This is a genomic window from Dellaglioa kimchii, from assembly GCF_046115505.1.
Lineage (GTDB): Bacteria > Bacillota > Bacilli > Lactobacillales > Lactobacillaceae > Dellaglioa > Dellaglioa kimchii.
On the sequence record NZ_CP170737.1, the window covers coordinates 38,533 to 53,837 of the forward strand.

A 15,305-nucleotide genomic window follows, 5' to 3' on the forward strand; every position below is an offset into this window, starting at 1 on the left:
ATAAATGACTAAATCGTGCTTAAACTGTTTATTCTGTTATTTTATTCCAATCATAGTGACTTGAATTTAAACTAACTGCGTCAAAACCATTTCTATTTAAGATCTGTGTGGCAATGTTGGAATTAGCACATAGTCTTCCGCGGCAATAAACAATAATCTTTTGATCTTTAGGTAATTTGGGCATTGATTCTTTTAATGTTTCCAATGGGACATTAATTGCCGATTGTATGTGGCCTGCTGCATATTCATCAGAAGGTCGTACATCAAGGACAAAGCTATTTTCGTATTCTTCTTGAGCTTGCTTTAAGGAAATGGTTTTAACGTTATCTTGAGCGTCTGATTTATCCTGAATTGTTTTCATATCTGAAAGTTCACTGTTGCCAATATCGGTTAATAGGTGCACAAGATCACTAATTTTGGGAGAACTAAGGCTATAAATAATATGATTGCCTTTTCGTTTTGTTTTAACCAGATGACTGTCCTTCAATATTTGTAGATGGCGTGAGGCGTTAGCTACACTTATTCCGACCCCGTTGGCAATAGTTTCAACTGATTTGGGTGCTTGAGTTAAAAGATCAAGAATTTCTAATCGTCGATCACTGCTTAGCCCCTTACCAATTTTAGATAGTTCTTTATATAGTCCATTTTTGTAGTTAACTGCTTGTTCAAACATTTTCTTTTCACCTTTTCAACTATTTTGTTGAATAGTTTACCAGTTTTCCTATGAAATTGAAATTCAATATTATTAGTTAATAAATTAATGGGCCTTGTCTCTTTAGATTTAGGAGTCATCCTGTAATATTGCCCCTAAATGAGTCTATCTCCCAATGCTTTTGATAGAAGCTCCTATAATCAAAACTAGATTATCGTGACTTCAGAGCCATTTATTCAGATTTAATTTTGATTTTTAAACGTCTGGAGTTATAAAAAATACTGATACCACAATGACTTTACTATCTTGTTTGACACATACTTCATTATTTTAATAGTTAATTTTTATTAGAATTAACCGATTCTTGTATTTTCTCAAATAGTTTATTGGATTTAGTTAAAGTAGCTGGAGCTTGAGAATTTAAATCATCAGATTGAGCTATAGTATCTTTAATTAATGCAATGGCTTGTTTAATAGCGTCATCTGTATTTAATTTGTTATTAACATTTTGAATGTTGGTAACTGTATTTAGCATGAGAATATCGCCAGTATTTAAAAATGAATATAGATCAGAATTATATGTTTCCTTAGGTATGTCTAAATAATCAGAAAACTCATGATTATTAATGTTTCTTCGATTTCTTCGATACTTAGTAATTACTGATGCGATTTTTCTATACACTTTATCAGAATCAATCACCTTTTTTGCCGAAATATCTTTGATATTATCCTCAATACTGTTCTGATTAAATAACACACTTTTTCCACTTTTAGCCTGAGCTGCTTTATGATTAACATAAGCTCCAACGTAATGCTGAACAGCATCAGCTACTGGTAGGATTTGATATCCTTTAAACGCTGACATATCTTGGTATTTGTCTTTATAAGAATACTCGTTAATTTGACGTTCTAAATAATACTCAAATTGGAACATTTCTTCTTGCAACGCTCTAATAATACTATTATTGGCGATGAAATAACTTTCTTTTATTGGGGTTTGCGAGTTTAAATATTCTGTAATTTTGGCTCTTTGTTCATAATTTTTAATTTTTATAATACGTATTAATACAGCAACTTCTTTTTGAAGTGAGTCTGTATCATATAAATTTGCCAAACTATTAACAGTTTGTGCTCCATTAACTATAGATACTCCTGACAATGCAATATTGTTACTGCCTGGACTGTTCTTAGCATCATCACAAATTAATGTAATACCATTATTATAAAAGTAAAACATATTAGCTGTTCGTGCATCTCTTGCGGTGCTTTTAATTCCTTCATTTATTCGGGATTTGTTTTCATATAATCGGATATTTTCATCAAATATACTAGATAAATTATCTCCAATAGCTTTAACAAGCTGTACAGCATTGATAACACCTACCCAAGATTCAATAGCAGTGTCTCCGTTAGTTTCACTAACGCTGTTAGAAGGTTGTAAATTTTTATATTCGAAAGTTAAATTTAAAGAATTATTTCTATGGAGCCTATCGTATAAATTGATAATTTTATCTCTATTTACAATTTCGTGTGTAAATTCTATGTCTGGATTAAGATAGGCTTCTTGGTTAGCAATAATATTTAGGCTATCAACGGCCTTAATTCCTAAATTGAATGAAACAAATACTATATTTATACCATATATTTTTGAATTTTTTACTAAATCCGTTAAATTTTTAAAGCCTTCATTATTCATGTTATTGACCCTACTACTAGGGTTATTTATAAGATTGTTGATTGTTAAATAGACTTTTGTAATTGCTGATTGATCGATTTCTTTTTTAAAGTTTCCTTTTTCTGGTAATTTAAATTGATATATATTTAGTATGTGTTTTTCTTCATCAAGATAGTAAGCATCTATTCCTTGATCATTTGAACCGTCTATTAAAATTTCATTAATATCATTGTTTACTAATTTCAATTCATTTTTTAAATACCAAAAACCAAAAGCTTTTGAACTAGCTCCAGTGCCTTGAAATGATTCTTCATTGATGATTTCATCTAGTTCTTTGTTTAGTTGCGTATAATAAGTGTCATATTTCGTTTCCATTTTAATCTCCCTATCTATAAATACCCTTATTCAATTATATAACTTATTACGGTAAGGTCCCAACACCACCCGCACCCGCAAAGATGAGTTGCGCATCATACGGCGTTTTATTCTTCGTTAGTTCCAACTTCACTTGTTCAAACTCATTATCAGATAACGGGATATCTTCTAGTCGTTTACGATTGTTGGCATTCAGAATATCTCGCCAGTGGTCATACAACCGATCAGCTGTGACACCAGAATAATCACTGAGGTAATCCCACCCCTCACTCGTTAACTTCTCAATTACAGCTTGTTCAAATTTATCTTCTGCCATTTAACTAATCTTCTTTTCTTTTTTAGTTGTAACTATTTACCAAAACGCCACCACTTTTTAGGTTTAGGTTGTGACTCCGGGGTGCTATTTTCAGGTTCCGGTTGTTTGTCTGACGTCACTTCTTTTTCATGGATGTAAGCTGATTCCTGAGACAACTTTTAAGAGAGGGTATAATGAATAAATCATCTCTCAAAAGGAAGGAATTTTTACATAGGTAGATTGTAAAATTTAAGTTGAACATATTAGTGGACAGAAAAACCCATAAAGGTCTTTAATGGTGTCACCACAACATTCCACTAGAAAGAAGGACCTTTATGGGCACCACTATTTTATCATTTGAAGACCGCGTTGTCATCGAAACACTTCATCATGAAAAACACTCACTTCAATATATTGCCGATTATTTAGGCTTTAGTAAAACCACTATCTTTAATGAGGTTCATCACTTAGCTGGTGAGTATAACGCAGTTAGGGCTCAAACTGACCATGAAGTTAAACTTAGTCATCGTGGTCGTAAAACCATCTTAACGACTAACCTAAAGCGATTGATTGAAGAAAAAATCAAGATCCAAAAATGGTCAATTGAACAAGTGGCTCATGTAGTTAGAATTGCCTACAAAACCATCTAAAGAACCCCGTGGTAGTTTTAGTCATGGACGTTCCATCGAAGATCGTCCAGCTGAAATTTCTGATCGTAATACTTCAGGTCACTTCGAAGCTGATACAGTTTTATCTGGAAAACGTAAAGGTCAAGCAGTAGCTACGTTTGTCGAGCGTAAGAGTCGGCTTACCATCGTTAAACGGCTTAATGGACGAGATAGTACTTCAATGACCAAGGCTATTTTAGAATTGGCTAACCAGTTAGGAGATAATCTCAAGACCCTTACTGTTGACGATGGGAAAGAATTCGCCAACTACAATTTGATTGAAGAACAGGCCGGTGTTCCGCTGTACTTTGCGCACGCTTATTCGCCACATGAACGAGGCAGTAATGAAAATCGCAACCGAGTACTACGCCGCTTCATTCCCAAAGGTCAACCGATTGATGAGATTACCGATGATGAATTGATTCAAATTAACTGGTATTTGAATTCCCGACCACTCAAATGTTTAAATTGGCGAACACCGATTGAGATCTTTTTGCGTAATCTGCGTTACTAAATTTGTTCAAGTTATTTCTTGCAATCTGCCTTATAATAAAGAGTGATTATTTTTTGCTTTTCATTTTTACATCGCGTGATTCCAAAGTGGAAACTTGCAAATCAAATTCTTTTTGTTCGTTAATAGATAACTGCTCGTAGAAAGAATGTATGGCCGTTTCGACAGACAAACGTTGATTTTCTGCATATCCAATCATTGACATTGCTTGAAGTTTATTTCTAGTATGGTTGCTAATTTTAAGATTGGTGTTGAACGTTACGGAACTAATTTCTTTATTAGTTGGGTTATCTTTTGCGGGATTCACGAAATCTGATGCTTTAGCTTGCTTTTCAGGCTTGGGAATACTACTTTCTGTATTATTTCTATTGGATCGAATTAATGAATTAGCCATGCTCAATCACCTCAATTCTTGATAGCAATTCATCAGTTACGTTTTTGTATACATCAAAAACCCTCTTGTCGAATTTGGAACCGAATGTAATTCCAGTAATTCCATACCGTTTGAGTCTTTGCATTGAATGAATTTTATTTTTAAATATGTTATCTTCACCAAATTCTGAAATAGCATTAGAAACTGTAGCTTCATCAACAGGTGCGCCTGCTTGGAGTAATACGGCTAATATGCCCACCAACTCCAGCCTAGGTGCTTTGTATTCATTAACTATTTCATCTTGAATATATTTAATAAACGCTTCTGCACCCTCAAAACTATGTTCATGAGTTTGCATAATAATTAAGCAATAATCAGATGCATACAGTGCACTATCAGTAATGAGACTTATTGTAGGTGGAATATCAATGATAATATAATCATATTTTTCCTTTAAAGGATTAAGCAATGTGTTAAAGGCTGTAACCCTATCTAAATATTCATGGTGTTTTTCCATATATCGCGGATATAATGCAAAATCAGGTGCAGACGCCAGCAAATCTAGATGCTCTTTAATATTAATTAATGAATTTGATAAGTCACCGTCTTCTATGCTGGCCATCAATGTTTTTTTAAAATGCCCTACTTCATTGCTGATATTTAGCTTAGTTTTTAGGTATAAGTTTGTGGCATTTCCTTGAGGGTCAAGGTCTACTAATAACGTTTGATAGCCGCGATTGCTTAATTCAAGGGCTACCATAGTCGAATTACTAGTTTTACCTACTCCACCTTTGAAATTGCCAAAGGTTATTATTTGGGTCATATGTTATGCACCTCCGTTTTTTTAATAGTAGCACTATGTAGTTCCTACTGTCAATAAGTCTAGTGCAATAGTTCTGTAGTGCAATAGTGCTAGCACTATCTAGTTCTAGTACTACGGAACTAAGTAGTTCAATAGTGCAATAGTTCTGTAGTTCTAGCAATTAGATAGTAAATTGGTTGGAAAAGCTGATATATCAACGCACTACAGAACTAGATAGTGCAGTAGTGCAATAGTGCTGTAGCCGTTGCACTATTGCACTACGAAACTATTGCACTATCTAGTTCTAGCACTACAGGACTATAGCACTACGTAGTGCTATTTAAAAAAATGTTGACATTATAGCAATAAAACAATTATAATTACATTAAACAAAAAAGCACCTCACAAATTGTGAGATGCAATCAAAATTGAATATAAAAAAAGCCACCCCCGATTGCAGTCGGGCGTAACTAAACAGTTTAATCAAATTAACTGTATTGTAGCATGTGTGGCGAATTTTGACAATGTAGAAGCCAACCTGCATGGATAAAGTCCAAACTAAATAGACACGTTTGCCAGTGCGACCGCAATAACAACTGGCTATATCACATAAGCAACGGCCTCGTGTTGTGGGTGATGAATGGTGGTGACCACCAATAAGGGTCAGGGCGGTTTACTGGTGCTTACGAGCACGGTAACTAATCACAACGCTATTAGGGCAGTAATTAATAGGGTGGTTAGTTTGTCGAAAGACAACAGCTACGAGGTTAACTAAATACGTGAGACGGCCGATCGGTCAAGTAAGTAGTTGAGTTGTACTCTAGTGCGACGCTTATTTTTTTATTTAAAATTTGCTCGTGACTAGGGTCCAACTTTGCCATTCACCGCTCAACAAACCTCTCAATCAAGCATGGGTGAACCACTAAGTCCATAAAAAGGGCGTGCTTAGTTATGGAAATTAGAGGATTAACTTACAATTATTTAAAGATGTTTTGCCAAGAATACTTCGGTGCTGAGTTTCCATGGGAAGTTGATTTAGGGTTGCTGGAAGAAGCCAAAGATCAATACATATTAATATTATTATGGTCAGAATTTACACATCATGTGTCAAGTTGTCCTAGAGTACCCGAAGAATTAATGGATATATTTCACTAACTTTTAAGAAATAAGAATCCCGTTAAATCAATGTTTCGGAGTGTTACCTAAACTATACCAATTTAGGTTCACAAAGTTGGTAAATAAAAAGCCCATAACCGAAAGGGGTAATGATCTTACTTGATATAATGTCAATTATGTGAAGTAGAAATTGGTATACTAAAAAAGGCTCCCGGTTTAACACTGGAGGCCTTTTTTCTAGGTTACATATTTTGAGGATGAATGTTTTTATCTTCGTAGCTTTTACTCGGGTGCTGTAACATGATGAATATTGCTTGGTTTTTGGTGCCGTACCCCGCAACAGATGCGTCGCTTCGTTGGTATTATCTTAAATGCTAAGTACTGAGTTGAGAAGGATCATAAAGATATTGGCGTCATAATCCCACTGGACGACGAAGAACTTAAATTTTTAATGACTAAAGCCTTGAGACGTTACTTTAACGCCCTAAGAAGCAATGAGAAGCACATCAAGAACGTGGAAAACTACCTGTACGGCACCATGCAAAATCTATTTGGTGTTTGGTGGAATAAACAAGCGGCTAGAGAATACGCGGCCAAACACCCCGAAGAAGAAACGCCGGCCGACAACGACAACAGTGGGTTGTACTACTAGTCCTAAAAGGCTGCAAAATCCTTTCTAAGCGGTTTTAAGACTTACTAGCCTATTTTACTTAAGCTAGATTTAAATGGCTTAAACATAAGAATAGGGGCTTTTAAATAAGTGTCAGAGCTAACCAGGCTAACCAGTTCAAAAGTTCAGCCTTTAGATCAACGCCAAGCTCAAGTGATTTGAGGCCAGGGCTTTATCTATTGATAAGGTACTCAAAAGGTAGTATACTGGTAGTAGTAAAAGAAAGGAGATGAGACAATCATGGCAGTTAAGGAAAAGAAACGGGTCCAAGTCAAGATTGATAAAGATTTGGCCGATGATACCGAAGCAATTTTAAGCGAATTGGGCTTAAATCCAACCACGGCCATTAACATGTTTTACAAGCGGATTGTTGCTAATGGTGCTTTACCTTTTAATGCGTCTTTAAGCGAAGAAGAAAGAGCTAATTTACGCTTTTTAAAGGCGACCGAAGGGACACCAGTCACCGAGTTCAAAGACGCTAAAGAGGTCTCTGATTGGCTCAACGATCCAGATGAGGACTAATGACTTAGTCAGCCTATACGTTAGTTTTGTAGAAACTAACGGTGGCAAGTCTCGGCCAGTTTTAATTCGTCGGGTATTAGAACAGACGGTCGAGGCTTTTAAAATTACTAGTCAGTATGAAAAGAAGTCGGCTTATATCAAGCAACAATATTATCCGATTCAAGATTGGCAATCCGCTGGGTTGAAGAAACCTTCCTGGGTCGATCTTGGTAATATTTATCGCTTTCCCAAAGCCGGTTTAAACTTTAAAGAAATCGGTCATTTAAGTAAGCTAGATCAAAATAAAATTTCAGATTTTACGCTTGACCTAAAATCAAAAAGAAGAGGTAAGGGTCAAAAGATAATTCAACAGCGATCAAGTAAAAGGAAGCACAAAGAAAGTAAAGCAGAGCTTACACAAAGAATTCAAAAACAGTTAAAAGACTTTGCTAAACACAATCCAGAAATTAAGCCAAAAAACAATCCTGAAAATAAAAACGATCGGCCTAGTTATTAGGTTGATCGTTTTTTAATTTATCCGGTTTATGGGCGTTAACATAGTCAGCAAATGTTTTTAAAAGTTCTTCGGTTTCTTCGACCGATAGGTTATCAGCTTGAAAGTATTTTTCGAGCAAAGCTCCTTTTTGAATTAATCGGCGAGAACGAGCTTTGCGGTCTTGCCGACTTTCATAATATTTAGATTGCCGTAATTTAAAATCTTCCCGCTCAATTTTTTGTTTTAAACGCGCTTGCTGCTCGACTAGTTTTTCATATTGATTAGACATGGAATTTCCCCATCTCGTATGGCTAATGATCTACGGACTTTACCTTTAAAAATTCAGAAAATTGCTTGGCTAAAAGATTAATCTGATCGTTAGACAAATTAGCATAATCTAAATTGGCTTGACTGATGATTTGTTTACCTAGCCGTTGTTCAATCTTATTTTTTTCGTCCTTAATTTTTTGATTAAGGGCTTTTAATTTAGCTTCTTGTTTTTCTAAGTTACTTTGAGACATAACGATCCCTCCAATCATATTAGAAATAATCACCGACACTATATCATAAGGGAAACGTTAAGTCAAAGTATAAAAGTTGAAATAGCGAAGCGGAAGGCATACACTAAGTTAAAGTTAAGAGAATCAGAAGACCGAGTGAAACGAGGTCAATGCGCACTTACACACAACAACTAAAGTTGGTTGTGTTATTGTGCTAAACACTTGTATTAGAAGTCGCCGTTGGCGACAACAAAATCAAACCCATAAACCTAAAGAAAGGTGGTGACCGACATGGCAATTTTTCACATGAGCTTTAGTAATATTAGTGCTGGAAAAGGAAGAAGTGCAATTGCTGGAGCAAGTTATAGAAGTGGTGAAAAGTTATTCGATCAAAAAGAAGGTCGAAGCTATTTTTATGCTCGGTCAGTCATGCTAGAAAGCTTTATTTTGACACCAAAGAATGCGCCAGAATGGGCGAGTGATAGAGAGAAATTATGGAATGAAGTCGAAAGAAAAGATCGGCGAGCAAATTCACGCTATGCAAAAGAGTTTAACGTGGCTTTACCAGTTGAATTAAGTGAAGATGAACAGAAAGAATTATTGACAAAATATGTACAAGAAAATTTTGTTGATGAGGGTATGGTTGCCGACGTAGCAATTCATAGAGATCACCCAGATAATCCGCACGCTCATGTTATGCTAACTAATCGTCCATTTAATCCAGACGGAACATGGGGATTGAAAAGTAAAAGGGAAAATATATTAGATGAAAATGGGAACAAGACTTATACAGGAAATAGTCGTTTTCCAAGATCAAGAAAGGTGTGGCTAGTTGATTGGGATAAAAAAGAAAAAATTACTGAATGGCGGCACAATTGGGCGGCAAGTGTCAATCAAGTTTTAGAGCAAAAAAATATTCCCGATCGGATCAGCGAAAAATCATTTATCGAGGAGGGAATAGATGATACACCAACTCAACATGAGGGAATTAATAGTAAGCGGCATGAAAGAAAAGAATTTAACCAACAAGTTAAGAACTATCGTAAGTCCAAAGCTGGCTATAAAAACAACCAAGAAAAAGTAATCAATAGAGGTCATTTAGATAGCCTAAGTAAACACTTCTCGTTTAATGAAAAACGGGTAGTTAAAGAGTTAAGCCATGAACTGAAAACTTATATCAGTTTGGAGAACTTAGATGATAAGCGGCGCATGCTATTTAATTGGAAAAACAGCACCTTAATTAAACATGCGGTTGGTGAAGATGTGACTAAACAATTATTGACAATTAACCAACAAGAAAGCTCACTCAAAAAAGCAGATGAACTCTTAAATAAAGTAGTTGATCGCACTACGAAAAAACTTTATCCAGAGCTTAATTTTGAACAGACCACGCAAGCTGAAAGACGAGAATTAATTAAGGAAACCGATAGCGAACAAACAGTTTTCAAGGGTAGTGAATTAAACGAACGTTTAATGAACATTCGTGATGATTTGTTGACCCAACAATTATTGACCTTTACTAAGCGGCCATACGTTGGTTTTAAGTTATTAATGCAACAAGGAAAAGAGGCCAAAATTGATCTGAAATATACGCTAATGATCCACTCTGATAGCTTAGAAAGCCTAGAACACGTCGATAAAGGACTACTAGAAAAATATTCACCAGCAGAACAGCAAAAGATTACTCGCGCAGTCAAAGATTTGCGAACAATCATGGCTGTTAAGCAAGTTATTCAAACCCAATACCAGGAAGTTTTAAGAAGAGCCTTTCCTAACGGCAATTTTAATGAATTACCAATGATTAAACAGGAACAAGCCTATACAGCCGTGATGTACTATGATCCTGTTTTAAAGCCATGTCAGGCTGAAACAATTGAACAGTGGCAAGCAAATCCACCACAGGTGTTCAGTCCCCAAGAACATCAACAAGGACTAGCTTATTTATCGGGACAGCTTAGCTTAGATCAGTTAGAGAATCATCACTTACAACGGGTTTTAAAGCATGACGGCACTAAACAACTCTTTTTGGGTGAATGTAAAGTCGATCCAACGATTAAAAACAGTCAGATCGAGAAAATCCAAAAACAGTTAAAAGGGCAACAAGCCAAGGACGACCAGTATAGAAAAGCAAATATCGGACATTATCAACCACTGAATTACAAGCCAGTTAGTCCAGACTATTACTTAAAGACGGCCTTTAGTAACGCAATCATGACCGCCCTATATGCCCGTGATGAAGATTACCAACGGCAAAAACAGGCGCAAGGTTTAAAGGAGACTGAGTGGGAAATGACGAAAAAGCAACGGCAACACCAAACTCGAAACCGGCATGAAGATGGGGGCATGCACTTGTAATGTAAATGTAAAAGCAAATGTACACAAGTGTGTTCAAATGGTGCTATAATTTAGTTAATTATTTAAGAAAGGAGTTACCTGCATGTGGCAAGACAACACGAATGGATTAGTTTATCTCAGGCCGGTATCAAGCTAGGGCATGATCGATCATATGTAAGCTTATGGTTAAGACGGCACCCAAATAGAATGCCCGAAGAATACTTAATGGAAACCGGCACAGTTAAATTAATTTCATTGGAAGGCATTGAATGGATGAGGAAACAAACAAAAAAAGAGGGCGTCCTCGTCAGCAGTAGAGTTGCTAACGGGGATCAGCACCTAGAATTACGCCTTCTAGGTGTCACCCTCCTAACAATCCATTTTACCGGGTGGGCTAGGGGAAAGCTAGTTGCTTAATATTTCTAGCCTAGAAAAGGGCAATATAAGGAGGTGATCCAATGAAAGTAGAAAGCTGGCAAGGCATTAATGGCAAGTTACTCCATGATGACCAAAAGGCCATTGTGGTTGATGACGATCAAAAGTTAACCGAGCTAAAACAGTTACAAGCGATATTAGATCAAGACGGTCAGCCAATCGATGAAGTTCGGCAAGCAATGATTAAGAAGACCGTTAAACGCCAGTTAAAGATTGAACCATTAAAACTTAGCGGCTGGTTTAATCGCCATCAAGACAGTCAAAATGCTAAAAAGACTGAAAAATTGGTGAGCGACAAACCGACCCATCAATATAAGCAGATCAAAAACGAAATGACCTTTTTTGGTGAGAGTTTCTTAGAAGGCTTCTTAGGTTTCTATGGGTTGAAAGTTGATAACGCCTTAGGCCGTTACGAACATAATTTGCATGTCTTAGAGACTCAAGAACTAGGTCAGTCAGAAAAAGAGTATTACTTAGCCACGAGCGAAAATGGTCGCGTTAAATTAGCCACCGACCCATTACCAAGCCAGCAAATTGCCGAGGAACAATTGGATAAGTTCTACCAGCGGGAACCCGAGCAAACCCAGGCAGAACAAGTTCAATTACGGTCATCAGAAGACGAGGGAAAGGAGGAATAACATGAAGTTCAGAAAAATGAAAGCGCTAGCAACCACTGGAGCTACTGCGATTTATTTAGGGCTGATGAACGCCCAGGTTGTTTTGGCGGCGGACGGCGGCGAAGTTAAAAGCAAGTTAACTCAAGCTGGTAAGACGATTCAAGGTATTTTAACTGGCTTGGTCGTTTTAGTTGGGATTTGTGTCGCGCTATTTATTATTATCAAAAGAATGCCTGACGCAGACGATCCACGAGAGAAATCAGAGGTTTATCACGCGGTTGGTCGGGTGGCTGGTTTAGTGGCCCTAGCGGCAGCGATTATCTGGCTATTACCTTGGGTTTACAGCCTATTCACTTAATTTAAAAAGGAGCCTGCCAAATGAAGAAGGGAAAAGAATTTATCTTCCCAGAAAACGTGGATAAAGATTACGGGATCTGGAAAGACTACACCTTGAAGGATTTTGGCTATGCGGCGCTGGCAGGACTAGTGGGCTTAATTTTTATTGCGATCCCACCCTATGGTCTAATCTTAGTCCTGATAAAAATAGTGATTGTTGTCTTAGCCATGACGATTGTCATGGCTATTTTAACAATTCGGCCAGTTGCGGCGCGGAAGAATATTAAAGTGCGGGATAACTTTAAGCTGAAACGCCGCTATGCCAATGGTCAGAAACTGTTTTATTTAAAACCGAAGAAGCGAGGTGAACTAAATGCGTTTGAAGAAGAACAAAACCGCCAATAAATCAGCCAGGCTAGATTGGGATTACCAACCGCCCAAAATCAATGGTGGCAAAGAAACCATTGATGACATGAGCTTGGTGGTGGGTATGTATGGTAATTACGAAGTTACCAAAACGGGTAATCTCGTTGGCATTTTGGAAGTTAGTGGGATCAACCTGGATCTACTTAATGAAACCGAACAGCAAGACGTCTTTGAGGACTATGGTGCGTTTCTGATGAGCACCTTAGGTGAAGGTGTTGATGACACCTTACAGTTCTTAGAGCCGACGATTCCCGTCAATATGACGGCTTATCTCAATGGTCTCAAACGGCGGTATCTCACTTTACAAAAAGATCACCCCGAGCAACAGTTCAAAATCCAATTAATGGCCAGTTACTTGGATCACTTTACTAAAGTCCAAGAATCCAAAAACATGACGACTAAGCAACACCTGCTAATCGTTAAGGTACCGATTAAAGACAAAAGTGTTAAGAGTTTAAATCTAGCGGTCAGTCATTTAGACGAAAAAATCGAACAGGTTAATCGGGATATTGAAAATGCGTTAACGGACTTTGATGTGACGGCCAAAGTGTTGACTAGTCAAGAAGTCCAAGAGATTTTAAAGAACTTAATCAATTTCAATGGATAGGAGGCAACAGTATGAGTTTTGGCGATAAGGTCATTGATTTGTTCATGCCAACCAAAAACGAAAGTCAGCAAAATAGTGAACCAGCGGTTAATAAACAAAAACCGGAGGTTGAAGACTTTACCAAGATGATTGATCGCGATAGCTTGCATTCACTATTCCCGTTTAGCTGGGAACAGTACCCCACCTACGTCCAGTCGGGGGAGAATTTTATTCGGGTGTTAGCGATTGCTGACTATCCCAAGCGGGTGTATGGCAACTGGTTATCAGAATTAAAGCGTAAAAAAGGCGTTATCGATATTGTGCAATATATCGACAGCGCCAGTAATAATTCAATGATTACCTATTACAAGAAGACGATTCAAAATAAGGAAGCGCAGAAGTTAAATACGTTCGACCCGTATAAAAAGAAGATTCTGCAAAATTATATTGATTCAGCCAACATGCAACTAGATAAATACCTCGATAATTCTACCACATTTGTCTATCAACATATGCTCATTTATCTGCGGGCCAACAGTTTAGCAGACTTAGATGACTTAACCGAAAACGTTAAGAATACGTTGATTAAGCTACAAATGAAGCCCCTAGTGCCCGTTAAAGCAACCTTTCAAGCTTTCTGGTCAACCATGCCAATTAACGAGAACTGCTCCTATGTCAATAAATGGCACATCTTTTTCTAAACACTCGTTCTAATTCTGTCGGAATTAAACCAACTGATGTAATTTGAGGTTCGGATTACCAAGTCCTCAAAATTGGAAAAAGTTGTTTGAAAGGCAAACTCTCTCTTCAACAATGAGTGAAAAGCTTCAATTGGCCCATTATCATAAGGATAACCTTGTTTTGAGTATGAGTGGCTAATCTGATGCCGTTCAAGTAAAGTTTCAACTTCGTTGCTGGTGTACTGTGAACCCATGTCAGAGTGAAAATATTGTGGCTTTTGATGACATTCAAGCGCCTGATTAATCGTTTCTACAACTAACGTCGCCTCCATCCGATGACCAATCTTGAAAGCAAGAACTTGATGAACCTTTGGTTCGTAAATAGAACTGAGATAAACCCAGGTTCCTGGACGTAATTCCAAATAAGTAATGTCAGCACGCCATATCCTTGCATTGGGCTGGTGCTTGATTAAATTGGGGCGTTGTGAATGATCCACATGAGTGCCAGGTTTTTTAAATCGCCGATTCATTAAAGAGTGAATCTTCATTTCCCTCATTAATCGTAAAATTCGTTTTGACCCAACACAGATGCCTGACTTGCGAAGCACCATCGTTATTCGTGGATAACCATAGGCACGATAATTATTTTCCCAAATCAATTTAATTTTTTCTTTGAGCTGATTATCAACACGTTCGTGTTGACTAGGTTGATATCTTTTCCAATGGTAATAGGTGCTGCGCGGTAATTTCAGTGCCGATAATTGATAAGCGGTGTCGCAATAACTGATCTTCTATGAAGACAAGGCAATTAATTCATCCTGATGCTTTCCCAGTAACACCGCCGCAGCTTTTAAAATTTCAAGTTCCTCCTTTAATCGCTGATTTTCCTTTTGAAGTTGTTTGAATTCTTTGGACGTTACTTCAGTACCGTCTTCTAGCTCAACTGATTTAGCGCCTTTAACCCAGTTATGAATTGCGGCTGGAGAAACACCATATTCCTCTGAAAGCGAGCGAATAGATCTTTTCTCTTCACGATGCATCTTCACAATGCTGGCTTTAAAATCATCTTGATATCGTTTCATTGGAATGTTCCTATCTTGTTTTATTAATTATGGCACAACTGTTCAGAAATTTATGTACCAAATACTAGGATAGGAGCAAACCATCCTTGCCTCACTGTGTGAGACTTTGTCAGGTTTCGCTAGTACTCAAGAGTTACCCGTTTACCGTCACAACTTGTTTATAATTGAGGGAAAT

The 15,305-nt window shown here is 37.2% G+C and carries 15 protein-coding genes and 5 pseudogenes; 12 read left to right on the forward strand and 8 right to left on the reverse strand.

Annotated elements, in window-relative coordinates; genetic code table 11:
• Positions 1-28: 28 nt before the first annotated feature.
• The 3 genes and pseudogenes from ACE83Q_RS07740 to ACE83Q_RS07750 all read right to left on the reverse strand — a co-directional run.
• Entirely contained in the window at positions 29-673 is a 645-nt protein-coding gene (locus tag ACE83Q_RS07740) for a metalloregulator ArsR/SmtB family transcription factor (protein WP_123808997.1), read from the reverse strand.
• 316 nt (positions 674-989) lie between these two features.
• Positions 990-2,702 carry an AIPR family protein gene (locus ACE83Q_RS07745; protein ID WP_409022852.1) on the reverse strand — a complete coding sequence of 571 codons (1,713 nt, stop codon included), beginning with the start codon at positions 2,700-2,702 and terminating at the stop codon, positions 990-992.
• Positions 2,703-2,751: 49 nt separating this feature from the next.
• A pseudogene (locus ACE83Q_RS07750) lies at positions 2,752-3,018 on the reverse strand (type I restriction endonuclease subunit R); the annotation flags it as partial.
• A 314-nt stretch (positions 3,019-3,332) separates the two neighbouring features.
• Between ACE83Q_RS07750 and ACE83Q_RS07755 the strand changes: the two are divergent.
• Positions 3,333-4,179: pseudogene (locus ACE83Q_RS07755) on the forward strand (IS30 family transposase).
• A 46-nt stretch (positions 4,180-4,225) separates the two neighbouring features.
• Here ACE83Q_RS07755 and ACE83Q_RS07760 read toward each other — a convergent pair.
• Both ACE83Q_RS07760 and ACE83Q_RS07765 read right to left on the reverse strand, forming a co-directional pair.
• The gene (locus tag ACE83Q_RS07760; RefSeq protein ID WP_041095641.1) at positions 4,226-4,570 is read right to left on the reverse strand and encodes a DUF5388 domain-containing protein; all 345 of its coding nucleotides are present in this window, start codon (positions 4,568-4,570) and stop codon (positions 4,226-4,228) included.
• Positions 4,563-5,372, reverse strand: a complete 810-nt coding sequence (locus ACE83Q_RS07765; protein ID WP_284065013.1) for a ParA family protein — start codon at positions 5,370-5,372, stop codon at positions 4,563-4,565. The genes ACE83Q_RS07760 and ACE83Q_RS07765 overlap by 8 nt, the downstream gene beginning before the upstream one ends.
• Before the next feature lie 930 nt (positions 5,373-6,302).
• On the opposite strand from ACE83Q_RS07765, the gene ACE83Q_RS07770 reads away from it, so the two are divergent.
• From ACE83Q_RS07770 to ACE83Q_RS07785, 4 genes and pseudogenes are all read left to right on the forward strand, one after another.
• Positions 6,303-6,506, forward strand: a complete 204-nt coding sequence (locus ACE83Q_RS07770; RefSeq protein ID WP_041095645.1) for a hypothetical protein — start codon at positions 6,303-6,305, stop codon at positions 6,504-6,506.
• 271 nt (positions 6,507-6,777) lie between these two features.
• Positions 6,778-7,119 (forward strand): annotated as a pseudogene (locus ACE83Q_RS07775) (plasmid replication initiation protein); the annotation flags it as partial.
• 258 nt (positions 7,120-7,377) lie between these two features.
• Positions 7,378-7,659 (forward strand): type II toxin-antitoxin system RelB/DinJ family antitoxin, encoded by a 282-nt coding sequence (locus tag ACE83Q_RS07780; RefSeq protein WP_056993145.1) that lies wholly within the window; start codon positions 7,378-7,380, stop codon positions 7,657-7,659.
• Positions 7,649-8,155 carry a hypothetical protein gene (locus ACE83Q_RS07785; RefSeq protein ID WP_203561799.1) on the forward strand — a complete coding sequence of 169 codons (507 nt, stop codon included), beginning with the start codon at positions 7,649-7,651 and terminating at the stop codon, positions 8,153-8,155. Before ACE83Q_RS07780 ends, ACE83Q_RS07785 begins: the two co-directional genes overlap by 11 nt.
• Here the strand turns inward: ACE83Q_RS07785 and ACE83Q_RS07790 are convergent.
• Positions 8,145-8,423, reverse strand: a complete 279-nt coding sequence (locus ACE83Q_RS07790; RefSeq protein WP_409022853.1) for a hypothetical protein — start codon at positions 8,421-8,423, stop codon at positions 8,145-8,147. The genes ACE83Q_RS07785 and ACE83Q_RS07790 overlap by 11 nt on opposite strands.
• A 22-nt stretch (positions 8,424-8,445) precedes the next feature.
• A complete protein-coding gene (locus ACE83Q_RS07795; protein WP_161938638.1) occupies positions 8,446-8,673 on the reverse strand; it encodes a hypothetical protein in 228 nt (75 codons plus the stop codon).
• Between the two features lie 252 nt (positions 8,674-8,925).
• On the opposite strand from ACE83Q_RS07795, the gene mobQ reads away from it, so the two are divergent.
• The 7 genes and pseudogenes from mobQ to ACE83Q_RS07830 form a co-directional block, all read left to right on the forward strand.
• Positions 8,926-10,989 (forward strand): MobQ family relaxase, encoded by a 2,064-nt coding sequence (gene mobQ / locus ACE83Q_RS07800; RefSeq protein ID WP_409022854.1) that lies wholly within the window; start codon positions 8,926-8,928, stop codon positions 10,987-10,989.
• A gap of 84 nt (positions 10,990-11,073) precedes the next feature.
• Positions 11,074-11,385, forward strand: a complete 312-nt coding sequence (locus ACE83Q_RS07805; RefSeq protein WP_409022855.1) for a hypothetical protein — start codon at positions 11,074-11,076, stop codon at positions 11,383-11,385.
• Positions 11,386-11,426: 41 nt separating this feature from the next.
• The gene (locus ACE83Q_RS07810) at positions 11,427-12,041 is read left to right on the forward strand and encodes a hypothetical protein (protein ID WP_039098895.1); all 615 of its coding nucleotides are present in this window, start codon (positions 11,427-11,429) and stop codon (positions 12,039-12,041) included.
• Position 12,042: 1 nt separating this feature from the next.
• Positions 12,043-12,378 carry a CagC family type IV secretion system protein gene (locus tag ACE83Q_RS07815; protein WP_061827386.1) on the forward strand — a complete coding sequence of 112 codons (336 nt, stop codon included), beginning with the start codon at positions 12,043-12,045 and terminating at the stop codon, positions 12,376-12,378.
• A 20-nt stretch (positions 12,379-12,398) separates the two neighbouring features.
• On the forward strand, positions 12,399-12,761 hold the full coding sequence (locus tag ACE83Q_RS07820; RefSeq protein WP_014216295.1) for a hypothetical protein: 363 nt from the start codon (positions 12,399-12,401) through the stop codon (positions 12,759-12,761).
• Positions 12,730-13,389 (forward strand): TrsD/TraD family conjugative transfer protein, encoded by a 660-nt coding sequence (trsD, locus tag ACE83Q_RS07825; protein ID WP_409022856.1) that lies wholly within the window; start codon positions 12,730-12,732, stop codon positions 13,387-13,389. The genes ACE83Q_RS07820 and trsD overlap by 32 nt, the downstream gene beginning before the upstream one ends.
• A gap of 11 nt (positions 13,390-13,400) precedes the next feature.
• Positions 13,401-14,033 (forward strand): annotated as a pseudogene (locus ACE83Q_RS07830) (conjugal transfer protein); the annotation flags it as partial.
• A gap of 32 nt (positions 14,034-14,065) precedes the next feature.
• On the opposite strand, the pseudogene ACE83Q_RS07835 reads toward ACE83Q_RS07830, so the two are convergent.
• Positions 14,066-15,130, reverse strand: a pseudogene (locus tag ACE83Q_RS07835) (IS3 family transposase).
• Positions 15,131-15,305: the final 175 nt, after the last annotated feature.